25 protein-coding genes are annotated in these 25,670 nt (G+C 39.0%); 11 read left to right on the plus strand and 14 right to left on the minus strand.

Going from position 1 to position 25,670, the window contains the following annotated elements:
- Window position 1: 1 nt before the first annotated feature.
- The 4 genes from I5M19_RS11565 to I5M19_RS11580 are packed head-to-tail and all read left to right on the plus strand — an operon-like array spanning window position 2 to window position 3,176.
- Window positions 2-652: a hypothetical protein gene (locus I5M19_RS11565; protein ID WP_200066490.1), complete on the plus strand. Its 651-nt coding sequence runs from the start codon at window positions 2-4 to the stop codon at window positions 650-652.
- Entirely contained in the window at window positions 636-1,469 is an 834-nt protein-coding gene (locus I5M19_RS11570; protein WP_200066491.1) for a sensor histidine kinase, read from the plus strand. The genes I5M19_RS11565 and I5M19_RS11570 overlap by 17 nt, the downstream gene beginning before the upstream one ends.
- Window positions 1,435-2,076 (plus strand): response regulator transcription factor, encoded by a 642-nt coding sequence (locus I5M19_RS11575; protein WP_200066492.1) that lies wholly within the window; start codon window positions 1,435-1,437, stop codon window positions 2,074-2,076. Before I5M19_RS11570 ends, I5M19_RS11575 begins: the two co-directional genes overlap by 35 nt.
- Before the next feature lie 29 nt (window positions 2,077-2,105).
- Entirely contained in the window at window positions 2,106-3,176 is a 1,071-nt protein-coding gene (locus I5M19_RS11580; RefSeq protein ID WP_200066493.1) for a PA0069 family radical SAM protein, read from the plus strand.
- A gap of 64 nt (window positions 3,177-3,240) precedes the next feature.
- Here the strand turns inward: I5M19_RS11580 and I5M19_RS11585 are convergent, their stop codons facing one another.
- The 6 genes from I5M19_RS11585 to I5M19_RS11605 form a co-directional block, all read right to left on the minus strand.
- Window positions 3,241-3,984 carry a zinc ribbon domain-containing protein gene (locus I5M19_RS11585; protein ID WP_200066494.1) on the minus strand — a complete coding sequence of 248 codons (744 nt, stop codon included), beginning with the start codon at window positions 3,982-3,984 and terminating at the stop codon, window positions 3,241-3,243.
- A complete protein-coding gene (locus I5M19_RS11590) occupies window positions 3,984-5,081 on the minus strand; it encodes a Nif3-like dinuclear metal center hexameric protein (protein WP_200066495.1) in 1,098 nt (365 codons plus the stop codon). The genes I5M19_RS11585 and I5M19_RS11590 overlap by 1 nt, the downstream gene beginning before the upstream one ends.
- A gap of 190 nt (window positions 5,082-5,271) precedes the next feature.
- Window positions 5,272-5,400, minus strand: a complete 129-nt coding sequence (locus I5M19_RS18735; RefSeq protein ID WP_262895506.1) for a hypothetical protein — start codon at window positions 5,398-5,400, stop codon at window positions 5,272-5,274.
- Between the two features lie 14 nt (window positions 5,401-5,414).
- A complete protein-coding gene (locus I5M19_RS11595; protein ID WP_235985829.1) occupies window positions 5,415-5,756 on the minus strand; it encodes a TM2 domain-containing protein in 342 nt (113 codons plus the stop codon).
- A 166-nt stretch (window positions 5,757-5,922) separates the two neighbouring features.
- Window positions 5,923-6,171 (minus strand): DUF2752 domain-containing protein, encoded by a 249-nt coding sequence (locus I5M19_RS11600; protein WP_200066926.1) that lies wholly within the window; start codon window positions 6,169-6,171, stop codon window positions 5,923-5,925.
- A gap of 46 nt (window positions 6,172-6,217) precedes the next feature.
- Window positions 6,218-6,631, minus strand: coding sequence for a DUF4199 domain-containing protein (locus tag I5M19_RS11605; protein ID WP_200066496.1), 414 nt, complete (start codon window positions 6,629-6,631; stop codon window positions 6,218-6,220).
- A gap of 135 nt (window positions 6,632-6,766) precedes the next feature.
- Here I5M19_RS11605 and mfd point away from each other — a divergent pair, with 135 nt between their 5' ends.
- Window positions 6,767-10,117 (plus strand): transcription-repair coupling factor, encoded by a 3,351-nt coding sequence (mfd, locus tag I5M19_RS11610; RefSeq protein ID WP_200066497.1) that lies wholly within the window; start codon window positions 6,767-6,769, stop codon window positions 10,115-10,117.
- A gap of 11 nt (window positions 10,118-10,128) precedes the next feature.
- Here the strand turns inward: mfd and hpt are convergent, their stop codons facing one another.
- Window positions 10,129-10,665 carry a hypoxanthine phosphoribosyltransferase gene (hpt, locus tag I5M19_RS11615; protein WP_200066498.1) on the minus strand — a complete coding sequence of 179 codons (537 nt, stop codon included), beginning with the start codon at window positions 10,663-10,665 and terminating at the stop codon, window positions 10,129-10,131.
- Window positions 10,666-10,725: 60 nt separating this feature from the next.
- Between hpt and I5M19_RS11620 the strand changes: the two genes are divergently transcribed.
- Window positions 10,726-11,955 carry a M16 family metallopeptidase gene (locus tag I5M19_RS11620; protein ID WP_200066499.1) on the plus strand — a complete coding sequence of 410 codons (1,230 nt, stop codon included), beginning with the start codon at window positions 10,726-10,728 and terminating at the stop codon, window positions 11,953-11,955.
- A 21-nt stretch (window positions 11,956-11,976) separates the two neighbouring features.
- Complete coding sequence (def, locus tag I5M19_RS11625) at window positions 11,977-12,549, plus strand: peptide deformylase (RefSeq protein WP_200066500.1); 573 nt, start codon at window positions 11,977-11,979, stop codon at window positions 12,547-12,549.
- Window positions 12,550-12,574: 25 nt separating this feature from the next.
- Here def and I5M19_RS11630 read toward each other — a convergent pair whose 3' ends face one another.
- The 3 genes from I5M19_RS11630 to I5M19_RS11640 form a co-directional block, all read right to left on the minus strand.
- Window positions 12,575-13,210, minus strand: a complete 636-nt coding sequence (locus tag I5M19_RS11630) for a hypothetical protein (RefSeq protein WP_200066501.1) — start codon at window positions 13,208-13,210, stop codon at window positions 12,575-12,577.
- Between the two features lie 105 nt (window positions 13,211-13,315).
- Window positions 13,316-13,594, minus strand: a complete 279-nt coding sequence (locus tag I5M19_RS11635; RefSeq protein WP_200066502.1) for a NifU family protein — start codon at window positions 13,592-13,594, stop codon at window positions 13,316-13,318.
- A 26-nt stretch (window positions 13,595-13,620) separates the two neighbouring features.
- Window positions 13,621-14,709 (minus strand): Mrp/NBP35 family ATP-binding protein, encoded by a 1,089-nt coding sequence (locus I5M19_RS11640; protein WP_200066503.1) that lies wholly within the window; start codon window positions 14,707-14,709, stop codon window positions 13,621-13,623.
- A 118-nt stretch (window positions 14,710-14,827) separates the two neighbouring features.
- On the opposite strand from I5M19_RS11640, the gene I5M19_RS11645 reads away from it, so the two are divergent.
- The 3 genes from I5M19_RS11645 (at window position 14,828) to I5M19_RS11655 (ending at window position 18,217) form a co-directional block, all read left to right on the plus strand.
- The gene (locus I5M19_RS11645; RefSeq protein ID WP_200066504.1) at window positions 14,828-17,074 is read left to right on the plus strand and encodes a transglycosylase domain-containing protein; all 2,247 of its coding nucleotides are present in this window, start codon (window positions 14,828-14,830) and stop codon (window positions 17,072-17,074) included.
- 67 nt (window positions 17,075-17,141) lie between these two features.
- On the plus strand, window positions 17,142-17,771 hold the full coding sequence (locus I5M19_RS11650; protein ID WP_200066505.1) for an NAD(P)H-dependent oxidoreductase: 630 nt from the start codon (window positions 17,142-17,144) through the stop codon (window positions 17,769-17,771).
- Between the two features lie 80 nt (window positions 17,772-17,851).
- Complete coding sequence (locus I5M19_RS11655; RefSeq protein WP_200066506.1) at window positions 17,852-18,217, plus strand: response regulator transcription factor; 366 nt, start codon at window positions 17,852-17,854, stop codon at window positions 18,215-18,217.
- 29 nt (window positions 18,218-18,246) lie between these two features.
- On the opposite strand, the gene ligD is transcribed toward I5M19_RS11655, so the two are convergent.
- Window positions 18,247-20,949: a DNA ligase D gene (gene ligD, locus I5M19_RS11660; protein WP_200066507.1), complete on the minus strand. Its 2,703-nt coding sequence runs from the start codon at window positions 20,947-20,949 to the stop codon at window positions 18,247-18,249.
- A gap of 120 nt (window positions 20,950-21,069) precedes the next feature.
- Here ligD and I5M19_RS11665 point away from each other — a divergent pair, with 120 nt between their 5' ends.
- Complete coding sequence (locus tag I5M19_RS11665) at window positions 21,070-21,459, plus strand: transmembrane 220 family protein (RefSeq protein WP_200066508.1); 390 nt, start codon at window positions 21,070-21,072, stop codon at window positions 21,457-21,459.
- Here the strand turns inward: I5M19_RS11665 and I5M19_RS11670 are convergent.
- The 3 genes from I5M19_RS11670 to ffh form a co-directional block, all read right to left on the minus strand.
- Window positions 21,456-21,845 carry a VOC family protein gene (locus I5M19_RS11670; RefSeq protein WP_200066509.1) on the minus strand — a complete coding sequence of 130 codons (390 nt, stop codon included), beginning with the start codon at window positions 21,843-21,845 and terminating at the stop codon, window positions 21,456-21,458. The genes I5M19_RS11665 and I5M19_RS11670 overlap by 4 nt on opposite strands.
- Before the next feature lie 101 nt (window positions 21,846-21,946).
- Complete coding sequence (locus I5M19_RS11675; protein WP_235985830.1) at window positions 21,947-24,076, minus strand: S9 family peptidase; 2,130 nt, start codon at window positions 24,074-24,076, stop codon at window positions 21,947-21,949.
- A gap of 194 nt (window positions 24,077-24,270) precedes the next feature.
- Entirely contained in the window at window positions 24,271-25,599 is a 1,329-nt protein-coding gene (gene ffh / locus I5M19_RS11680; protein ID WP_200066510.1) for a signal recognition particle protein, read from the minus strand.
- Between the last annotated feature and the right edge of the window lie 71 nt (window positions 25,600-25,670).

Below are 25,670 nucleotides of genomic sequence, written 5' to 3' on the forward strand. Positions count from 1 at the left end.
TATGTCTATACGGTTCTTCATCTATCTGTTATTATTACTTGCTGTATTTACATACGGAATGCTCAACTTTAAAAGGCTGAGCATTCCGTTTAAAATATTAACCTTTTTTTTAGGACTTACTTTTTTAAGTGAAACCATAAGCCGGATAGCCATTTTATTATATCGCAACAGCGCGCCTGTTGATCACATTTTCGCCGTTACAGAATACATTATGGTGGCAATGATATACTACAGGTTATCAACAGATAAAACATTTAAGCGATTTTTATTATTCAGTATTCCGGTATTTATTATCCTCGCTATATTTAGCATGCTGCTTTATCAGGGGATTTTAGAGTTTCCGTCTGTTTTGTTATCTATTCAGGAGGTGGCATTTGTAATTTTTTCCCTGTTATATTTTAAAGAAATGTTACTTAACCCTATAAGTATCAGCTTAAAAAAGCAAAGTGCTTTTTGGTTTAACACCGCGTTTTTTCTTTTTTCGTCGGTTATATTCCTCTGTTTCGGGTTGATGAATTCCTTTATAAAAAGTAAATTAGGAACTACGTTTCTGGACACGTTCGTTTATACCCTGAATATAATTTTCTATTGCACAATAGGATTGTCCTTAATTATTGAATCTAAAAAAACAATCAATGTTTCATATCATTGAAATTCAGGAATTATATATTGTGCTCATTTTAGGTATACTGCTTTTTGCACTTTTAGCTGCATTTATACTTCATTTTATTATCCTTTATAAAAATAAGCAACTTACCCATAAACAGGAACAAGAACAGCTAAAATCAAACTTCAGGCAGGAACTGCTCAAGGCCCGGAATGAAATACAGGAGCAAACACTTTTAAACATAAGCCGCGAAATACATGACAATATTACCCAGGTGTTATCATTCGTAAAACTTAATCTAGCAATGACCGGAGACTTAGATCGGCATCAACAAAAGGAAAGAATTGGCGAAAGCCGAATGTTGGTAGCACAGGCAATAAGTGATCTGCGTGATCTGTCAAAAAGTATTAGTTTTGAACATATTTCACAATTAGGTTTGGTAAAAACAATTGAGATTGAAATTGAGCGGATAAGCAAAAGTGGAATAATTAAGGTAGCTTTGTCTGTAGAAGGTGATGTTTACACATTAGGAGATAAGCGGGAACTGGTTCTGTTCCGCATTTTTCAGGAAGCATTAAATAATACGCTTAAACATTCAAAGGCCTCGTTTTTTAAAATCAGCTTGCAATATTCTGAGCTATTATTTAATTTAACCATCGAAGATGATGGAATCGGTTTTACAACCGACACGTCTCAAAAAGGCGGTTCGGGATTGAAAAACATGGAGAACAGAGCAGCCTTAATCGGTGCTGTTGCAACAATTAACAGTATGCCGGGTAAGGGTTGTTGTATTAAAATTACTATTGACCCCTTTATACAACAAGCATATGCTGACGGAAACGACTCTTATAGCTCTGGTTGATGATCACCGGCTTTTCAGAAGCGGGCTCGTTTCATTAATAAATAGTTTAAAAGGTTATAAAATACTTTTTGAGGCCGGAGACGGTGAAGAACTACAGCGTAAAATTTCTCCAAAATTTAAGCCGGATATCATTTTATTAGACATAAATATGCCTGGTATGAATGGTATTACAACAGCGCAATGGCTAAAGGCCAATTATCCCGACGTGTGTATTATCGTATTGTCCATGTTTGAAGATGCCGATAAAGTATTAACTATGGTTAAACTCGGCGTTAAAGGCTATTTGCTAAAAGATGCCGAACCCCATGAATTTGAACAGGCACTAAAAAAAGTTGCACAAGGAGAATTATACTATCCCGAATTTGTTACCCGCCATTTGGTGAGCAATTTTAACCGCAAACCCGAACAGGTAAAGTTAAACAGCCGTGAATTGGAGTTTTTAAAATTGGCCGGTACAGAACTCACTTACAAAGAGATTGCCGACCAGATGTGTATTAGTGCACGAACTGTTGATGGCTACCGGGATCAATTATTTGAAAAACTACAAATAAAAAGTCGGGTAGGCCTGGTACTTTATGCTATAAAAAATAATTTGGTGGAATTGTAATTTGCTAAAAAATTTAGCAAATTTGCTTTATGGCACATGAGGATAATGCGGAGTTTTTTAAAGGCAGGGGCGCACAGGTAAATACTCACAATAAGTTTTTAAAGAATAAATATGTACTTGATGAAATAGAAGGGCTTGACGAACCGTGTCTTGAAAACTCGCATACTCAATTTTTTGAGGAAACCCCGAAAAACATCGTCAGCACATCAAATAGTCCCGATCTTAGTCACATGTTTTCCATTAATCCCTATCAGGGATGCGAGCATGGCTGTATTTATTGTTACGCTCGTAACAGCCACGAATATTATGGCTTTAGCGCCGGCCTTGATTTTGAACGTAAGATAATAGTAAAACGCAATGCTCCTGAACTACTTGAAAAATATTTTAATAAAAAAAATTATCAGCCTGTCCCTATTATATTATCCGGAAATACGGATTGCTATCAGCCCATTGAGCGCAAGTTGAAAATAACAAGAGCAATGTTACAGTTATTTTTAAAATACAAACATCCGGTTAGTATTATTACCAAAAACAACTTGGTATTACGCGATATGGATATCCTAAGTGAAATGGCCCAAATGAATCTGGCGCATGTGAACGTTTCCCTTAACTCTTTAAACGAACAACTGAGGCAAAAACTGGAGCCACGTACCGTTACGGCGAGCGGCCGTTTGGCGGTAATTGAAAAATTATCGCAGAAAGGAGTACCCGTAAGGATAATGGTCGCGCCTATTATCCCCGGACTAAACAGCAACGAGGTTCCCGACATTATAAAAGCCGCTGCAGACCGCGGCGCACTATCCGCCGGGTTCACTTTGGTTCGCCTCAACGGTAGTATCGCCGAAATATTTACCGATTGGGTACATAAAGCCTTCCCTGATAGTGCCGAAAAAGTATTAAATATGATAAAAGCCTGCCATGGTGGTAACTTAAACGATAGCAATTATGGCCGCCGCATGAGCGGTGACGGGCACATAGCCAATTCCATTCATCAACTTTACCGAATGGCCTGTGTACGCTTTTTGGCAGGACGCGAAATGCCACCCTATAACCTCACCTTATTTACCCCTAAGAGTGGAAAACAGACGAGTATGTTTTAAATGTAAAGCAAAAAAAGGCATCCTATGGATGCCCTTTATGATTAGTTTTATACGTGGTCTTATCTTATGCGTTCTCTTCAACCAAAGCCATTTGCTCATCAACCAAAATACGGCCGCAATGTTCGCAAACTATCACCTTTTTACGCTGGCGGATATCCGATTGGCGCTGAGGCGGTATTTGGTTAAAACAGCCGGAGCAGGAATCGCGCTGAATGGTAACAACAGCTAAACCATTTTTAGCGTTATTACGCAAACGGTTATAAGCTATTAATAAACGCTCATCTATTTTGCTTGTGGCTTTCTCAGCCTCTTTAGCTAATGCTGTTTCGTCTTTCTCTGTTTCTGCGGTAATGGTGCCTAATTCGTCTTTTTTGGCTTCAAGATCGCTTTTGCGTGCTTCAAGATCAGCAAGAGCTTTATCGTAAATCTGTGTTTTTGATGTTATCTCAAATCCAAATTCCCTTATCTTTTTCTCGCTAACCTGAATATCTAAACCTTGTATCTCAATTTCTTTTGATATGGCATCATACTCGCGGTTATTCTTAACCTCGTTAAGTTGCGCCTCGTATTTTTTAATATTTGCCTGTGATTCTTTAATCAGGTTTTTGCGGTTGACGATCTCATCCTCCAAATCATCCAGCTCGTTTTTAATTTTTTGTATACGGGTTTCTAATCCGGCAACGTCATCTTCCAGATCGGCAACTTCCATTGGCAATTCGCCTCTTATCTGGCGTATCTTATCAATTTTAGTGTGGATGGTTTGCAGGTCATATAAAGCCTGAAGCTTCTGTTCTACAGTTTGTTCCATTAAATAAAATATTTGACGGGGTTTGTATTCACTTTTGTTAAACGGACCGCAAAGTTAACAAATTTATTTTGAATAATTTCATACAATAATTGTTGTGTAAATTGCTCACTTTCAAAATGTCCGATATCGGCGATCACTATTTTTCCTTCTGCATCAAAAAACTCGTGATATTTATAGTCTGCGGTTATAAAAACATCAGCTCCGGCGGCTATAGCATTCTTTAATAAAAACCCTCCCGAACCACCACAAACGGCAACCTGTTTTACCGGTTTACCGGTAAAAGCTGTGTGTCTTATTACTTCAGCATGCATTTTTTCTTTTACATCAGCTAAAAAATCCTCTTCGTCCATCTGCATCGGCAAATCTCCAATCATTCCGCTTCCCACCTGTTGATGCTTATTGGTAAGTTCGTATAAATCGTAAGCTACCTCTTCGTAAGGATGGGCTAAAACCAGCGCCATAATTATCTTACTCTCTAAATAGGCCGGATAAATGGTCTCTATACGTATCTCGTCTTCGTGGTGGCGCACTCCCGGTTCACCAACGTAAGGATTGGAATCTTCACACCCCTTAAATGTACCGGTACCTTCGGCATTAAAACTGCATTCATTATAATTGCCAATATCCCCTGCCCCTGCATGGAACAAGGCATTACGTACCTGTTCTGCCTGTTGTTTGGGCACATAAGTTACCAGCTTTTTTAATACTCCTTGTTTGGGAGCCAGGATCCGCAAATTCTCCAACCCTAAGTTTTCGCAAATACGTGCGTTAACACCTACCATCACATTATCCAGGTTAGTGTGTATAGCATAAATGGCAATATTGTGCCGAATAGCCTTTTCAACAACACGCTCCACATAGGTTTTGCCGTTAAATCTTTTTAACCCTTTAAAAACTATGGGATGATGTGATATGATAACCTGACAGTCGGTGGCAATTGCCTCATCTACTACCGCCTCGGTACAATCGAGAGATATTAATGCCTGCCAGACCTCCATATCCGGCCGGCCAACTATCAACCCGGAATTATCATAATGTTCCTGATATGCCGGCGGGGCCAGACTTTCCAGATACGCCGTTAGCTGTGCTAATTTCATAAGCCACTAAGGTAACGCAGGAATTTATCAGATGGAAGCTATCGGGCTATTTTATTTTAATCGGGGATATGTTACGGATAGCTCGGGAGGTACACAAAAAAGATCAAAACAAAAGGTAATATTTTCTTTGGCTTATATTAAATTGGCCAATGCTTACCTTGTTTTGATCTTTTATTAACGATCGCTTAATTTATTTAACGGCTAAACGAGCCTGATTTTTTGCTTTGACAGTTTTAAGATCGCTCATTAATACATTCATTAAAGCTTTATCGAAACTTGATAATAATTTATTAGTTGCGGTTTTGGTATATGTTTTCATGATTGAGGTTTAAATTATTTAACATTCATTTTAGTTATCTGGAAACTTTCATAAGCCATTTTTTGGTTATACTCTGTAGCTAACGAACGGTGGTTAACTAAATCTACAATGGTGCCGATCAAACAAAATCCACCTGTAAGCACATAAAATATACCCATTACTATTTGCCCTGTCAGAAAGCGTTGTACGCCAGCTATTAAAACAAACCCTAATAAGGTATATATTAAAATTTCCTGCGGACTTCTCCTTTTGCCGGAGTAAACCATATAGAAATATTGTTTTTGTTCATCAGAAAGATCGTTAGTAGCCTGCTGAACAAATGCCATTTCTTCCATGGTCATGTCTGATATATTCATATAATGTTGTTGATACATGTTCATCGCTTTAGTTTTTAGTTTGTGATAAATTGTTAGTGTAAAACTAAGGCAACATTAAAAAAACGGCAATACAATATTGGCAGCAGATGGCAATATATCGGTAAACGACATGCTTTTAACGGTAAAATATAAAAGAATCCGGAGGTTAGCTTTGATGTCGAGATTTAAAATATACAGTAGGATTAATTAAAGAATATATCCGGTATATTATTACAAACAACACGGGTATGCCCAACCAATGCGCTCCGAAAGATCGGCGTACATCACCATGAAAAAGAAAAGATATGGCATGCCCTAAGCCACAACCGGGGCACCATTTAAAGCCCAGTAACTTAAAAGGACAAAGTGTATAATGAGATTGGCCTGTAGGGTTAGTAAGAGCAAGACAAGCCATTGCAATTATCCAAAAAAGGAGTTCGAAATACCTGTTAAAAAGCTTTTTAATCAACCCTGTTTGATTTGGTGGTAAGCAATAAAGATACGCCTATTGCCATAATTACACCAACTAATAACGCGCCAAAGATACGACCGCTAAAACTTTGAAAAGTAGTATCGTTGCTGGAAGAAAACCAATTTACAAAAACAATTCCGGCAAATACGGCTATAGCACCGCCAACAAGTAATATTTTAAAGCTTTGTATAAGCGCTTCTAAAAACCCCATTTGTCCTTTAAGCTCGCCGTTTCTGAAATTTTTTACTCCAAAAAACAATCCAATAAGAGGAATAATAACAGATACATATTCAATTGGAGAAACTTTGCTATCTGTAAGATCGTATCCTGTTCCGCGCATAACAAAAAGCCATATGGTGCTTAAAACGCCTATTAATAATCCAAATATTACTGAGTTTTTCATAGTTATAAAGTTTAGCAAGTGTGCGTATTCAAAATATCATTTAAAAGTAAATATAAGGGTAAATTGTTTGGTACAATTTTTAGATAATAATTCCATACAAACATAAAAGTCCTTTTTATCTATATTTGCAGCGTTTTGAACATCCGTGATATATTAGAGCGTTACAAGGCTGACCAACGGATAAAGACATTGGCGCAAGCGCTTAATGCACATAAAAATCCAAGGATACAGCTTCGTGGTTTAGTCGGATCGGGTGATGCGGCCATGGCTACCGCATTATATTTTTTACAGCACAACCACATGGTGTTCATTCTTCCTGAGCGCGAAGAGGCTGCTTACTTTCAGGCTGATCTGGAGAATCTGACCGGAAAGGATGTTTTACTTTTCCCATCATCATACCGTAAAGCTTTTGAATTTACCCAACCCGACAGCAGTAATGTACTGGCCAGGGCCGAAGTGTTAAATGAACTCAATCATTCTACAGAATTTGGACAACTAATAGTAACCTATCCGGAGGCTGTTGCTGAAAAAGTTATCGACCGAAAATCTCTTGAAAAAAACACGCTGGAAATCGCAGTAAACAACAAGCTCAGTATTGAGTTTATTAACGAGTTTTTGGTAGAATACGATTTTGAACGGGTGGATTTTGTTTATGAGCCCGGGCAATTCTCTGTCCGCGGGGGTATTGTTGATATTTTCTCTTTCTCACATGACCTACCTTACCGGGTGGAGTTTTTTGGCGACGAGATTGAATCCATCCGCACCTTTGAAGTAGAAAGCCAGCTATCTGTTGAGCAGGTTAAAAGTGTAACCATTGTGCCTAATGTACAGTCTAAGTTTTTAACTGAAAGCAATATCTCCTTGCTGGAGTACGTAGAGGCGGGCACTCAGGTTTGGATAAAAGATGTTCAGTTTACCCTTGATATCATTCAAAGCGGATACAAAAAAGCGACTCAATTATGGAAGGCACTATCTGTAGAAGATAAAAATCTTAACCCTGATTGGATAGATCCAAAATTCAGTTTTACAGATGAGAAACTGATCGCTTCGCAGCTTCAGGATTTTGCCATAGTAGAATTTGGAAAACAGTTTTTCTATGATGCTAACGCCACTATTAACTTCGATATGCGTCCGCAGCCGTCTTTCAATAAAGATTTTAGCTTACTTATTCACAACTTTAAAAACAACGAAGCCGAAAAAATTGAAAATTATATCCTTACCGACTCAGCAAGGCAGGTAGAGCGCCTGTATGCTATTTTGGATGACATGGATAAAAGCGCAAGATTTACGCCCATAAGCGTGTCTGTTAGAGAGGGTTTTATTGACCGCGACCAACACCTGGCATGCTATACCGATCACCAGATATTCGACCGTTACTATAAGTATAAATTAAAAAAGGGATATCAGCGCTCGCAGGCCATTACCCTGAAGGAGCTTCGCGAATTAAAGCCCGGTGACTATATTACCCATATTGACCATGGCATAGGCAAATATGCCGGGTTGGAAAAGGTAGAGGTAAATGATAAAGTACAGGAAATGATCCGTCTGGTTTATGCGGACAACGACTTACTGTATGTAAACATCAATTCGCTTAATCGCATATCTAAATACAGCGGCAGGGAAGGCACGGTTCCCAAAATGAACAAACTGGGGACCGATACCTGGGAACGGCTGAAGAAGACTACAAAAAAAAAAGTTAAGGATATAGCCCGCGATCTCATTAAGCTATATGCGTTGCGTAAGGCTCAAACAGGCAATGCTTTTTCGCCGGACAGTTACCTGCAAAATGAATTAGAAGCTTCCTTCATTTATGAGGACACGCCGGATCAGGAAAAAGCTACGACCGATTTCAAAAAGGATATGGAGTCGCCCCATCCGATGGACAGGCTGATATGCGGCGACGTGGGTTTTGGTAAAACAGAAATAGCAGTGCGCGCCGCGTTTAAAGCCGTTGCCGATAGTAAGCAGGTGGCTATTTTAGTGCCAACGACCATCTTAGCGGCTCAACATTATAAAACCTTTAGCGACAGGCTAAGGGGCTTTCCTTGCAATATCGATTATGTTAATCGCTTTAAAACCAGCAAGCAGATAAAGGAAACGCTTAACAAATTAAAAGAAGGTAAAATTGATATAATTATCGGCACCCATCGCCTGGTAAGCAAGGATGTGAAGTTTAAGGACCTTGGGCTCATGATCATTGATGAGGAGCAAAAATTCGGGGTATCAACCAAAGAGAAGTTGAAACAAATGCGCGCTAATGTAGATACGCTAACGCTTACAGCTACCCCTATACCGAGGACCTTGCATTTTTCGCTAATGGGCGCGCGCGATCTTTCCATAATATCTACCCCTCCACCAAATCGGCAACCTGTGGTTACGGAATTACATGTCTTTAATGATAAACTAATTAAAGAAGCCGTTGAGCATGAAATAGAGCGCGACGGGCAGGTTTTCTTTATCCATAATCGCGTCGCAGATCTGCCACAGCTTGGCGGCATGATACACACCCTTGTACCCAAAGCACGGGTGGGCATAGCCCATGGTCAGCTGGAAGGCGATGCGCTGGAAGACGTAATGTTAAAGTTTGTTAACGGCGAGTATGATGTGTTGGTAGCCACTACCATAATTGAAGCCGGGCTGGACATCCCAAATGCCAATACCATAATCATTAACCACGCTCATATGTTTGGCCTAAGCGATCTGCACCAGATGCGGGGCCGCGTAGGGCGAAGCAATAAAAAAGCTTATTGCTATTTACTTAGTCCACCGTTATCAACCCTAACCAATGAGGCGCGTAAACGTTTGAGTGCCATAGAAGAGTTCAGCGACCTGGGCAGTGGCTTTAATGTGGCCATGCGCGATCTGGATATACGAGGCAGCGGAAACCTTTTAGGCGCAGAGCAAAGCGGCTTTATTGCCGAAATTGGTTTTGAAATGTATCATAAAATACTGGACGAAGCCATACAGGAACTAAAAGAAGATGAGTTTAAAGGAGTGTTCCCGGAAGAAAAACCAAAAGAATTTATTGCTTTTACCCAGATAGATACCGACCAGGAAATATTGATACCTGACGAATATGTCACCAATATAGCTGAACGGTATAACCTGTATACGGAACTTTCTAAACTGGAAAATGAAACAGAACTTTTAGCTTTTCAGCAACAATTGCACGACAGATTTGGTCCTATACCCCTGCAAGTAAAACGCCTCCTAAATACCATGCGACTGCAATGGTTGGGTAAGGCTATTGGATTCGAAAAAATTTCCCTGAAAAAGAATGTACTTCGCGGGTATTTTGTAACCGACCAGCAATCCCCTTATTTCGAAACAGATATATTTAAGGAGGTGCTTAATTTTGTACAGCGCAATCCACGTCGCACTAATTTAAAAGAGGTAAAAAACACACTGCGCCTGGGTATAAATGATATACACAATATTGATGAAGCGGTTGATTTATTGAGCGAACTGGTAGGTGTTGGTGTGTAGGAATATAGAAGCTATACCTTCTTATAAATACCCTTTAAATTCCGACCCAATTCTTTGTAATCTAATCCATAACCAACTACAAAATCGTTTGGAATCTGAAAAGCAACATAGCGCAGCTCTTCTATGCTATCCTCTAAAGAATCCGGTTTTAACAGCAGTGAGCATATGGTAATTGATGCAGGGTTGCGCACCGTAAGTTTTTCTACCAAATATTTAATCGTATTACCTGTATCAATAATATCCTCTACCAAAATAATATCACGCCCTTCAATGCTAACACTCAGATCGAAATCGTCGCGTATTTTGCGACTGCTGGATACTCCGCCGAAGTACGATGCGAGTTTTGTAAAGGTAATATCACAAGGCACAACAATTTCTTTAACCAGATCGGCTATAAACATAAAGCTCCCGTTCAGTATCCCAACAAATAATGGTTTTTGATCTTTAAAATCTTCATTTATTTGCTGTGCTACCTGCACTATGCGTTTTTGTATCGCATCAGGCGCTATAAGCGGTTCAAATTCAAGATCGGCAATTTGCAATTTCATAACGTAAACATACACAATTGTTCATAATCTGTATAGAGATACACTATCTTTGAACCACGAATGACAGATCATCAAATTCACACATTGCCTAACGGCATACGTATACTGTTAAAACATTCTCCGTCGACGATTACACATTGCTGTTTCGTGCTTAATGCAGGATCACGTGATGAGTTACCGCGCCAGACAGGGTTAGCCCACTTTATTGAACATCTGCTTTTTAAGGAAACAGAGCGGCGAAATACTCCTCAAATATTAAATCGCTTAGAATTGGTTGGCGCAGATTTGAACGCTTACACTACAAAAGAATATACCTGCGTACATGCATCTTTATTAAAACAGCACCTGGAGCGTACTATTGATCTGTTTGAAGATATCCTTTTTCATTCTACCTTCCCTACGGAAGAAATAGAAAAGGAACGCGGAGTAATATTAGATGAAATAGCCTCCTACCTCGATCAGCCGGAAGAAGCCATACAGGATGATTTTGAAGAATTACTGTTTAAAGATCACCCGATAGGAAAAAATATTTTAGGCACGCCTGAAAGTGTCGGTTTGTTAAATATTGCTGATATAAAACAGTTTATATCAGTTAATAACAATACCCATCAAATGGTATTTGCTGTGTACGGCGATTATGATTTTAAAAAGCTGGTTAAATTAGCTGAAAAGTACTTTGGCTCTGTACCTGAAAATAACGCGCAAAAAAACCGAATTGCCCCTCCTTCTATTATACCCGGTTATCATGTAGTAAAACGTCCGATTGCTCAAACACATTGCGTTTTAGGCGGCAGGGCATATGCTTCGGATAACAACAATAAGTATGCCTTATCTTTATTGAACAATCTGCTTGGGGGCATGGGCATGAGCAGTCGTTTAAATCTGGAAATACGAGAAAAATATGGTATTGCCTATACTATTGAATCGAATTATACTTCTTTAACCGATACCGGCATATTTTCGGTTTATTTTGGTACTGATGCAGAAAAATCCGAAAAGGCGCTAAAACTGGTACATAAAGAGTTAAGAAAGCTGCGCGAACAAAAGCTTGGTACTATACAATTAAGCCAGGCTAAGAAAAAATTTATAGGCCAGATTGCTTTGGCTGAAGAAAATCGCATGAATTTGATCATATCAATGGCAAAAAGCCTGCTTGATTTTGGTTATATTGATTCGCTGGAAGATGTTTTTTTTAAAATAAATGAGGTTACCGCCGAGCAAATATTAGAAATAAGCAACGAAATTTTTGATAATGACCGTATGATAACCTTATTATTTGAGCCTGAATAATAAATCACTTATTTTTGTATAATGAAATATCCTATTGTAGCGTATGGCGACCCGGTATTAAGACGCAAAGCAACTGCTATTGAGCCTGATGAATACCCGCATATAAAAGAACTGGTTGATAATATGTTTGAAACCATGTACGGTGCACGTGGCGTAGGATTAGCTGCCCCTCAGGTAGGAATGTCCATGCGTTTATTTGTAGTTGACGCATCGGTTTTTGACGATGAAGAACCCGAACTGAAAGATTTTAAAAAAGCCTTTATAAATGCCCTTATTTTGGAAGAAACGGGTGATGAGTGGTCTTTTAATGAAGGGTGCCTCAGCATACCGGATATACGCGAAGACGTATCCCGTAAACCTGTAATAAAGATTTCGTATTACGATGAGAACTGGAAGCATCATCAGGAAACATTCTCTGGCATGGCTGCCCGTGTTATTCAGCATGAATACGATCATATTGAAGGTAAGCTGTTTACAGATAAACTTAGTCCGCTCAGAAAGCGTCTTATTGAAAAGAAACTAACTGACATTTCAAAAGGCGCAGTTGATGTTGATTATAAAATGAAGTTTCCGAACGCTAAAAAAGGAAGATAATTTCCCCTCTTATTACAACTATCGTTTAATTTTCTGAATTACGACTTTTATCGCCCTCCGTTATTGATTTTATTAAACTCCCCCAAGCCAATGGATTTAATAAAGGGTTTGTAATAGAGTGCGAATTAACAATGTTATTGTGCATAGCCTGGGCATTAGCAGATTGGATTTCCTGGCCGTCGCGCGGTAAAGTGTTACTAAGTGCCGCCAATGAGGCCCTGCTTACATTCTTACGAGCAATTTCAAGATCATCATCAGCTAATTTAGCTGCAATAAAATCACGTCGGAATTCATCAGTTGTAGCCCATGGAAAAACCCGGAATGTTGGGAGATTATTTATCTGCGGCGTTATCTTTATTTTTGCAACATAGCTTTTATTGCTCACATTTGCCGGTATTACTACAGTAACGGGGGCAAAACCGATAGCAGTAAACCTGATGGTATCCTGTTCATGGGCCACAAACGAGAAGTATCCACGGTAATTGGCTATGGTGGTAGTATTATGGTAGCTGATATTTGTGACACTTACATACGGCACTACAGATGTGGTGCTATCAGCATTATATATTACACCGGTAAACTGCACTAAAGGCTTTTCTTGTTGCTGGGCAAAAACCGATAGTGATGCAAATAAAAATAATATGCCTATTAATTTTTTCATGTAAACCCGTACTTATTACTACCAGCCGCTTTGTAATTTGTTTTGGCAAGCTGATAAAAGTACGCTATTGAAATAACTCAATGCGCAATTTAACAATTCTTAACATTATCTTAAATTTTCAGGAAGCACGGCATTGGGGTCGTCAATATCCGTCAGGTTTATTGCTTCTATTGCGGTAATTTCGGGCACAGCCTTTTTAATAGCTTGCTCTATGCCTGCTTTAAGCGTCATTATACTCATAGGGCATGAGCCGCATGAGCCTAATAATTTCAACCTCACCACTTTGTCAGGGGTAATTTCCTCCACAGAAACGTTTCCCCCGTCGGCCTCTAAATAAGGACGGATGGTATCTAACGCTGCTTCCACCTGATCTGCTAAACTCATTTTATAAAATTATATAAGTAAAGTTATTAATTATTTATCACATTACTATTATTTGCAACTTGGGCATTACTGATGGATACCTGTTGTGCTACGCGCCTGGCCATTTCCATGAATGCCCCGTTCATCAAGCTATCATCTTCCAGCACTATGGGCTTACCGGCATCACCTGAATCGCTAATACCTTTAATTAAAGGTATTTCTCCTAAAAATGGAACATCCAGTTGGCTGGCGAGTTTTTGGCCCCCACCCTGCCCAAATATGTAATATTTGTTATCGGGCAGTTCTATAGGTGTGAAATATGACATGTTTTCTACTATGCCCAGTATAGGTACATTAATAGCATTCATCATAAACATGCCTATACCTTTTTTAGCATCGGCCAATGCTACATTTTGGGGCGTGGTTACGATTACCGCTCCCGTAACGGGGAAACTTTGCGTAACAGTGATGTGTATATCTCCCGTTCCCGGTGGCAGGTCCACTACCAAATAGTCAAGCTCACCCCAGTCGGCATCATTAAAAAGTTGCTTAACCGCAGTGGAAACCATAGGTCCGCGCCAAGGAACAGGTTGATTTGGATCGGTGAAAAAGCCGATAGATAATAGTTTTATACCGTATTTTTCAATTGGCTCTATTCTTGTTTTTCCATTATCCTGACTCGCTTTTGGGCGTGCACCTTCCAATCCAAACATAATAGGGATGGAAGGGCCATAAATATCGGCATCGATTAAGCCAACTTTGGCGCCGGTTTTTGATAATGCGAGTGCCAGATTTACCGATACAGTTGATTTACCCACCCCACCTTTGCCCGAAGCAACAGCAATTATATTTTTAACGCCCGGTACACCTGTGTTTTTTTGCGATGTAACCCTTGAGGTCATGTTGACGGTTACTTCTATCTCTTTGCTTATAAAATGGGCTATGGCATTACGGCAGGCATTTTCAATTAACGCTTTAAGAGGACATGCCGGAGTTGTTAATATAACCGAAAAGCTTAACCGGTTATCCTCAATATGTACATCCTGAATCATGTTTAACGTTACCAGATCCTTTTTCAGATCCGGTTCTTCGACATTTCCAAGAGCTTGTAATACTTGTTCTTTAGTTATATTCATATTATTGATCACAAAAATACAAAAACTGCCTGGTGCGTGTACTTGTTAAGAAAACAATTTGCTGTTGCTAACCGTTTGCAGCACATTATATTTGTTTAGTTTTGGATAAAATTTATAAATGCGCCGTATCAATATCAATTCCAAATATATCCGTATTGCTGGCATAGTAGCAGCCTTAGTTATAGTAATAGTGCTGATTGGTGGTTATATTGCTTATTCAAAACGCGAAGTGCTGCTGCAAAAGGCTATTTACAAAGCTAAAACAAAAGCAAAGAGGGATTATAATTTAGATGTAAAAATAGGTTCAGCCCATTTTACGGGCATAAGTACCGTGGCCTTTTCGGACATCTCAATAATTCCGTATCAGCGCGATAGTTTGATGTTTGTTAAAAATTTTACGGTCAGCGTAAAGCTGTTACCTCTGATTTTTGGAAATATAAAGTTAGCTGACGTTACTCTCCAAAATGGCCATTTAAGTTTAACCAGTATTAAAGGAGTTAAAAACTTCGACTTTCTTTTTAAAAAGAAAAAGGACTCTACTGCAACTAAAAACAAAGTAGATCTTTCTGTCCTTTCCAACAATCTGATCAATGAAGTTTTATATAAAATTCCCGATAATCTGTCGCTAAAAAACTTTATGATAAGTTTTAGAGATGATAGTACTAAGCTAAAACTGCTGGCCCAAACAGCAATAATTAACGATGGCCAATTAACATCAACTATTAATGTTGATAATGGAGCTGCTATCTGGCATTTTGCAGGATTAATGCATCCATCGGACAAGGATATTGACGTAAAGCTCTTTGCCGATGGGAAAAAGGTAGAACTACCAATTATAGAAAAGAAATTCCGATTAAAACTTAATTTTGATACCCTCACCACCCGCTTAACTAAGGTTAGTAATGGCGGTGGAGAAACTAAAATATATAGTTACTTTGCTGTTCGGAATTTATTAATAAACCACCCTGCTTTATCGGTAAGCAATATAGTTATCCCCAATGGATCAATAGATGCTAATATTTTTGTAGGAGAAAATTATTTATCACTTGATAGCTCATCAGTTGTTCATCTTAAAAAGATAACAGCAAATCCTTACATCAAATACACGCTAAACCCTGTTAAAATTTACGAATTAAAAATCAATACCGGATGGCAAAATGCACAGGATCTTTTTGATTCATTTCCAGATGGCATGTTTGAATCCTTAGATGGGATGAAAGTTGCCGGAAAACTAAATTATAATCTGAATTTGTTTCTCAATTCCGCTCATGTTGACGATGTTGTTTTCGATTCCAGGTTGGAAAAACAGAATTTTAAAATACTCAAATACGGAAAAACAGACCTTAATAAACTCAACAGCTCTTTTGTATACGTTCCCTATGAAAAAGGGAAGGCTATGTCTCCTCATATTATCGGACCATCGAACCCGGAGTTTACACCCTTGCAAAATATAGCTCCCGATTTACGTAATGCCGTAATGACTGCAGAAGACCCCTCCTTTTACAGTAATCATGGGTTTGTTGAAGAATCAATCCGAAAATCAATAGCTACTGATTTTAAAGATAAAAAATTCAAACGTGGTGGCAGTACCATATCAATGCAACTGGTAAAAAACGCTTTCTTGAGTCGCAATAAAACACTTTCAAGAAAGATAGAGGAAATACTGATAGTTTGGCTGATAGAAAACAACCAGATCATGAGTAAAAACAGGATGCTTGAAGTTTACTTTAACATTATTGAATGGGGTAGAAACATTTACGGCATAAGTGAAGCTTCGCATTATTATTTTGGGAAGGCTCCTTCACAACTTACTTTGGGTGAAAGCATTTACCTCGCCAGTATTGTACCTAATCCAAAGGCGGGTTTATACGCTTTTCAGCCGGATGGAACTTTGCGGCAGGGTTTACATGGGTACTTTAACCTAATTGGCCGGCTTATGGCAAGCAAAGGACTTACGCAAAGAGATTCTAATGCTTATGGCTTTTACAACGTTCGTTTGCGGGAGGCCTTGCGAAGGGAAGCCCCGGCCGACACCACACTGGCCGATAGTTTAATGATGCAGCTTAATGACGATGGGCAATTACCTGCATTTGATGAGGCTAAACGTCCTTCTTTTTTTCAGCGTTTACTTGGCAAAAAAGATACTTCTGCTGCAGCCAAAGCTGAGGCTAAAATAAAGGAAACTGATGAGATGATCAAAAATCGACTTAAACAGGAAATTGAGCAACTTAAAAATGACTATGATTATAAAATAGATCATATTGATACTGCCGGAAAAACGAAAAAAGAGATACGACAAGAAAAAAGAAGATTGAAAAAAGAAGAAAAGGATAAAGAAAACACATTAAAAGACCGGATGCCGTAGTATGGCTTTAATGTGACCGTATTACATGTTTAAACATTTAATTTTGCGTTTAATTAATTTGTTTATCATGTCAATAATAGATAGTCTTGAATGGCGCTACGCCACCAAAAAATTTGATCCGGATAAAAAAATCTCACCGGATAAATTAGCCGACCTTTTAAAAGCAGTGCAACTTTCGCCCTCATCGGCTGGATTACAACACTACAAAGTAGTAGTTGTAGAAGATGCCGCTATAAGGGAGAGATTACGTTTAGCGGGTTATAATCAACCGCAAATAACAGATGCATCTCAACTGATTGTTTTTGCAGCTGAAACAAATTTAGATGCCGCATATGCCAGGAACTATATTAAAAACATTGCTGTTACCAGAGGTGTAAGTGTTGAAAGCCTGGCCGGCTTTGAGCAAATGATCTTAGGTGCTATTAACAGCAAAACTCAGGATCAAAAAATAATTTGGGCTCAAAAGCAAGCTTATATTGGTGTGGGAGTGTTAATAAGTGTTGCCTCTGAAATGGAAATTGATACCTGCCCAATGGAAGGTTTTGAACCGGAAAAATTTGATGAAATACTGGGGTTAAAAGAAAAGAACTTAACATCAACTGTAATAGTTGCTATTGGCTTTAGAGCTGAAGATGACCCCTACAGCAAATTATTAAAAGTTCGAAAACCTTATAAAGAATTGTTCATTCACATATAATTATTTATATTATCTTTAAGTTTTTTAATCAAAAGTTAATAACGGCATGCGCTTTGCTATAATCATAAAAAGCAATGTTTATGCGTAAGAAAATATTAATTGTGGATGATAATGAGTTGATTGTTGAAATGATGAGTTTCATACTGTCAGCGAACGGGTACGATGTTAAATCATTACCGAGCGGCGAATATATTATGCGCGAAATTGATTCATCGCAGCCTGATCTCTTAATAATGGACGTAATGCTTCCGGGTGTTGATGGTATTAATTTATGCCGCATACTAAAACATAATAAAGCCACAGAAAAATTACCTGTTATTATTTGTTCTGGTAGCGCCGATCTCGAAAAAACATTACTTGCCGATGGTGCACCTGATGATTACTTACGCAAACCATTTGATCTGTCAACTTTTATAAATAAAGTAGCATTTCAATTAGCTGCATAAGATTCTTTATATATATATTGAGCCAAAAGTTATTCGAATATGCTTTTGGCTTTTTTAATGGTTTTTTCTAAATCGACACCCTTCCCTAAAACGCCTTTGAACAAATCCCCTTCTTTTTTCAACCGGCTTACCGAATTATGGATAGTAAAATGTTTCATAGTCAGTCCGGGTTTTACCTCATCCCAATGCAATGGCATTGAAACGGTTGCTCCAGGCTTAGGACGCAATGAGTACGGTCCTGCAATTGTTGCACCTGGACGATTTTGTAAAAAATCAAGATACATTTTACCATCGCGGTTTTTTATTGACCTTTCTAAGGTAGTATAATCCGGTATTTGCCTATGCACAATGTTTACTATTAAGCGTGCGAACATTTGAGATTGATCGTAATCGTATTTCGCATTCAGCGGAATATAAATATGCATACCTGTTGAACCTGATGTTTTGCAGTAAGCAGGTACATCTATGGCGTCCAACACTTTTTTTACTTCAAGCGCTGCCGATATAACCTGATCAAAGGTATTTTTATCAGGGTCAAGGTCTATTACACAATAGTCCGGATTGTCGGGCGATTGAATTCTGCTAAACCACGGATTCATTTCGATACAACCTAACGATGCCATCCATAGCAATGTGGCCTCGTCTGCGCCAACCAAATAATCTTTATCTCCACCATCGCTGGTTTTGTAAGGAAAGGTTTTTACCCAATCCGGCGATTTCCCTTTTACGTCTTTCTGATAAAAACCGGAGCTGTGTATACCCCCGGGGAACCGGTTAAGTGATTGAGGCCTGTCTTTTAAATAAGGCAATATGTACTCTGCAACCTGGTAATAATAATTAAACATATCGCGTTTAGTAATTCCATCCTCCGGCCAATACAACTTGCTTAAATGTGTAAATTTAAGATCGTGCCCGCATATCTTTTTTATCTGGGTTTCTTCATTGGGGTTCAATAGCGTACGTTTTGTTTTCTCCCCGGGTGGTTTTATCATGGGATGGGCCTGCTGTTTTGAAGCGACTTTTTCATCTACAACATCTTCAGTATCAGCCTCAGCTTCCCTTACAACTTCTCTTGCATTTTTATCCTCACGCATTCCCTGGAACGATGGGTGCCTGAATACGCCATCTCCTGTTACTTCGGTAAAACTCACCTCACATACCAATTCGGGTTTTAACCACGTAGCTTTTGCATTTGGCGGATTTGGCCTAAATCTTGATGGTTTGTTAACATCGGGCTCACTTTTAAACGGGCTTTCTTTTACAATTAGCGACTTAAATGCCTCCATCATTTCTTTTTGCTGCACGTCAGAAAAGCCTGTGCCCACCTTTCCTACATAATGAAAACCGTTATCTTCAAAAACGCCCAGCAATAACGAACTAAATAATTTACTGGTACCTGCATTTTTAGTAAACCCGCCAATAACTACTTCCTGCCTTTTGTTAATCTTGATTTTAAGCCACTCCTTTGATCTGCTGTCGGCTATATATGAACTATCCGCCTTTTTAGCAATTATTCCCTCAAGTCCTATTTTCTCTGCGGCTTCAAAAAACTCAACGCCATTTGCCGCGAACACCTGGCTAAGCCTTATTCTGTCATCATTAGCTGGTAATATCTCCTTTAAAATGGCCTGTCGCTGAATTAAAGGGAGTTCCATTAAGTTTTTACCCTCATACCATAACAGGTCAAATACATACAAAACCAGTTCACCATCAGCCTCGCTACGCCAGTTTTGTAACGCTCCAAAGTTTGATATTCCTTTATTATCCAAAACCAAAATTTCTCCGTCAATAACAGCGTTTATCTTCCACTCCTCCAGCAATCGGGTTATGGGATAATATTTGTCATTGAAAGATTTATTATTACGTGACAGCAATTGAACCTCGCCTTTGTTGATGAAACCTAACGTGCGGTAACCATCCCATTTCACTTCATAAACCCACTCGTCGTCATCAAATGGTTTGTCAACGAGTGTAGCCAGCATCGGTTTAATTCCTTTAGGAATGGCTGTTTTTGGTGCATGTTTTAATAGTTTATTAACATCCATTTTTTTTGTTTCACCCGCCTGCATGTCTTGAAGCGATTCTGTCGCATCTTTTCCTGAATTTTCGGAGTTTTTTACATTTTCCTCTTGTCCGTGTTGCCATACCTTTTCGCTGGTTTTTTCCATTTTTTCGATGGTCTTTCCGGATATTACCGATCTATCTTGTTTGGTAATATCCGCAGTAGAAGCGTAATCATCCTTATGTTTTATCAGCAACCACCCGTTCTCGCCCATACCGTATGTTTTAACTAAAGCATATTCACCCTTCAATTTTTTACCGTTCAGCTTTATTTTAAGTGAGCCCGATTTGAGTTGTTTTAACAAGTGTTTTTCCTGGGCTTTTTTACCCTTTATTTCCTCAATGGGTTCATAAGTCCCCTCATCCCATACGATAACTGTACCTCCTCCATATTCACCTTTTGGTATGATCCCTTCAAACGTTCGGTAGTCAAACGGATGATCTTCTACCATCATGGCCAGTCGTTTAGTCTTGGGGTCTGTAGAGGGTCCTTTAGGAACAGCCCAACTTTTTAATACCCCATTCATCTCCAATCTAAAATCATAATGCAGGCGGCTTGCATCATGCTTTTGTATCACGAACAACAGCTTGCTTTCATCTTTACTTTTACCGGCCTGGGGTTCCGCTGTTTTAGTAAAATCCCTCTTGGCAACATATTCTTTAAGACTCATAATAATCTCTGAATTATTTGTATAGACAACAGCCTGACAATGATTAAGGTTTGCAAAAGTCTACGTTAGTTAGGCGTTGTGTTTTTAGATATGTAAATTGCAGCGCCCCTTGGCTAAACCATGAAAATTTTTAACCTGCTATTTTTTGTTTTGTTCATATTTTTCGCGGCATTGCAATACAACGATCCCGATCCCTATTTATGGATGCCTATATATTTATATAGTTCGGCGTTGTGCTATTTTGCGGCTAAAAGAAAGTTTTATCCCAAAGCATACTTAGCCGGAATTATAGTTTACGCAGCGTATGGCGCTTATTTATTTTTTGACAAAACAGGGGTTTTAGACTGGGTAGAAGAACACCAGGCTGAGAGTATGGTGCAAACCATGCAGGCTACTAAACCCTGGATTGAAGAATCAAGAGAGTTTTTTGGATTAATGATATTAATTGTTGTTTTGAGCGTTAACTGGATCTATTCCGCGCGAGTTACTAAAAATGCAAAAAAAGCTTAAGCCTTAGTTTCAATCACCGATAGTATATTTCCTGCAGGATCTTTAAACCAGGCTATTAATGGCCCTCCCCCTCTGAAGATATTGTCCTCATCGGTTTTAAAGTTTTCCATATCATAACTTTCGAATTGTATGCCTTTAGCTTTAAGTTGGTTTACCGAATCAGCGATATTATCAACCAGAAAATTTAAAATAGTAAAAGTAGCGGGTGAATGATTGGGCTTGGGATAGGCCAAAATTTTAGCGCCCCCTGTAACATGAATAGTTAACACTCCACCCATATTGTTATCCTGCGTCACGTTCAGGCCTAAAATATCCCCATAAAATTGTTTGGCTTTTTCCGTATCATCAACCGAAAATCCGCTGAATGCTTTTGAATTTTGCAACATATGAACTTAATTATTTAAAATAATACAACCTTGGTATACAAAAAATCCTTGCTGTAATATAACAAGCAAGGATTCTTTATGTGTTACTAAACTCGAACTATTTATTTCAACTCTTCCGGCATAGGTTTTTCCAACAGATATTGATAAATAAATCTGTTGGTTTCCATACGCTGGTGCATCGCTTTTGTACGGTCGCGGAAACCATGACGCTGGCCCGGATAAAGCAGAAATTCAAAATGTTTCCCTGCATCCTCTAACTTATCAATTAATTGAATACTATTTTGAGCATGCACATTATCGTCCATTGTACCGTGTACTATACGTAAAACCCCCTTAAGCTTGTTGGCGTATGTTAATACCGAACTGCTTTTATAACCTTCGGGGTTGTTTTTAGGCGTTCCCATATAGCGCTCGGTGTAGTGCGAATCATATAAAGACCAATCCATTACTCCGAAGTTTGCTATACCATGTGTAAAATAATCTGATCCGTAAGTTAGAGCATACGCCGTTATATAGCCTCCATAGCTTCCGCCGGTAATGCATATTTTGCTTGGATCAACATAGGTTTGGTTGCGCAACCATTTTACCATTTCTATATAATCGTTCATTTCCCATTTTCCAAGGTCATGATACATATAATTTTGTCCCGCTTTACCAAAATGGCCGGATGCACGGTGATCCATAGCTACTTGTATCAGCCCTTCTTTGGCCCACCACTGGCTCATGCCGCTAAACCTCCAGCTATCCATTACTGTACCTGCATTGGGTCCGCCATATACGCTTATCATTACCGGATATTTCTTATTTGGATCATAATTAGGCGGGAGCATAATTGTCATCGGAAGGTCGAACCCATCTGGTGTTTTTACTCTTATTAATTGTGTGGTTGCCAATTGATAATCGTTATATTCATCCCCCTTACTATCGGCTATTTCCTTTATAAATTTACCCGAACTGTTATACAATGCTATTTTTGTCGGAGTAGATACGTTTGAATACGTATCGGTAAAATATGTACCATTATCGGAAACCGACACCTGGTGATTAAATTCTCCCGATGTTAAACGTGTTAAACTCTTTCCATTAAACGGGGCCTTGTAAAGATCAACCCTTGCAGAATTCTCCTTACGGGCGGTAAAGTATACTTGCTTGTTCTTCTCATCAATATACTCTATTCCTGTAACGGTGTATTTTCCATTGGTGATGCGTGATTTAAGTTTGCCATCCATACCATGCAAATACAATTGCATCCAGCCGCTTTTATCACTCTTTATAATAAAGCCCTGGTTGTTTTTTAGAAAATCTATGTCGTCAAACCAATCGATCCAGGTTTTTTGTTTCTCGTCGTATATTTCAGTTTTACTGCCAGATTGCGGATTAACGGCATATATTTTAAGGTTATTTTGATCGCGGTTCATCCACTGCATCCATAAAGCGCTGCCATCAGGCGACCAAAAAGGCGTACCCAGATAGGTATCAGCATTTTCATCAAAATCGGCCCAGCTTATCCTGTTATCTGCTATGGAATAGAAACCCATTTTAACTTTTGGGTTAGGATCACCCGCTTCAGGATAACGTTGTTTCTCCACAAAACCATGCTGACCTTCGGAGTTATAAATCGGAAATACCGGCACCTGCGAGTCGTTAAAATGCATCCATGCTATCCGCTTACTATCAGGCGACCACCAAAAAGCTCTGTAGCGGGATGCTCTGCCTAATATCTCTTCATAATAAACCCAGGATGCATATCCATTATAAATAACGTCTGAGCCATCATTTGTTATTTGAGATTGTTTGCCCGTGGCGATATCAATTATAAAAAGATTGCCACCCTCAGTAAAGGCAATCTTACTTCCATCGGGAGATAATATGGGATTTTGTTCTTCGTCAATCGTTTTTGTTAAACGCGTTTCTGTACCATCCTCTTTTTTCAGATAAATATCTTTATCACGAACAATAACTGTTGTTTCTTTGGCGGGGCTATATGGGGTTTCTATGCCGGTTTTAACATCAACCTGCATGCTGCCCCCTCCTCTGCGACCAAAGCTTCTGGTAATATAGTGCGAATCATCAGCCCAACCGGTAATTTGCGGTATCGGTGCAATTATTTTATTAGGCTCGTTTTGCAGCATCTGCCCTGTGGTAAGTTGCTTTTTTTGGGCCTGCGCGGATAAGGCAGAAACTGCAAGTAGCAGTAAAACACTTTTGCGAAAAGGTAAAGTTAACATCATATATACAAATGGTTTAAAAGCTAAAGTTTGTAAAAATACCCGACAATCTTGTTATCTGTAAGGGTAATTTTACAAGGATGCTTTTAATAGTATTTTGTTTTATTTAATTCTTAACATCACCCTTAAAAAATTCAATCAATAAAAAAGCGCCCTGAATTTTGAAGTCCGGGGCGCCTTGTATTGAAGTTTTGTTATTACATCTTTGGCATTCGGCGCATCATGTTTGCCATAGCAGCCGGATTGCTCATTTGTTTCATCATTTTGCGCATATCATCAAACTGCTTCATCAGGCGGTTAACTTCCTGCAGTTCGGTACCGGCACCTTTTGCTATACGTGTGCGTCGGCTTTGGTTAATAATATCCGGATTTTCTTTCTCCTTAGGTGTCATGGACTGAATAATTGCTTCGATGGATTTAAAAGCATCATCACTTACCTCTACATCCTTCATCATTTTACCAACACCAGGTATCATCCCCATCAGATCTTTCATGTTGCCCATTTTTTTGATCTGCTGTATCTGGCTATAAAAGTCGTTAAAATCAAACTTGTTCTTACGTATTTTTTTCTGTAGTTCCGCTGCTTCTTTTTCGTCAAACTGTTGTTGAGCCCTTTCTACTAATGATACGACATCACCCATTCCTAATATCCTGGATGCCATACGATCCGGGTGGAAAACATCTAATGCTTCCATCTTTTCGCCGGTACCTATGAACTTTATAGGCTTATTCACCACGGATTTAATAGAAAGCGCAGCACCACCACGGGTATCACCATCCAGTTTAGTAAGCACAACACCCGTAAAGTCTAATCTGTCGTTAAACACCTTAGCGGTATTCACGGCATCCTGCCCGGTCATGGCATCAACCACAAATAACACTTCTTGTGGATTAACAGCCGCCTTTACACGCTCAATCTCCTGCATCATGGCTTCGTCAATAGCTAAGCGACCGGCTGTATCAATAATTACTATGTTATTGCCATTCTGTTTTGCCTGAGCAATACCTTCTAAAGCTATCGCTACGGGGTTTTTAGACTCTAAATTTGCATAAACCGGAACGCCTATATGCCCGCCCAATACCTGTAGCTGATCAATAGCCGCGGGGCGATAAATATCATCGGCCACCAATAGCGGCTTCTTATTTTTTTGCGTCTTTAAGTAGTTTGCCAGCTTTCCTGTAAAGGTGGTTTTACCGGCACCGTTTAACCCGGCAATAAGTATAACTGTAGGAGACCCCTTAAGTTCCAACTCAGCAGCTGTACCTCCCATAAGTTCGGTAAGCTCATCATTCATGAGCTTGGTTAACAACTGCCCCGGCGAAACAGCCGTCAACACATTTTGGCCAATTGCTTTTTGCCTTACGTCGTCAGTAAAGGCTTTAGCTGTTTTATAATTTACGTCGGCATCCAAAAGAGCTTTTCTTATCTCTTTCATGGTTTCGGCCACGTTTATTTCTGTAATTGATCCTTGTCCTTTCAGTACTTTAAAAGCCCTGTCAAGTTTATCCGAAAGATTTTCAAACATTATTATTATTAATTTTTGAGGTTACAAAGTTATGATTTTGAAACAATTCGGCCACCTTCATTGTGCATAAA

The sequence above is a fragment of the Mucilaginibacter segetis genome (genome assembly GCF_016522075.1).
Lineage (GTDB): Bacteria > Bacteroidota > Bacteroidia > Sphingobacteriales > Sphingobacteriaceae > Mucilaginibacter > Mucilaginibacter segetis.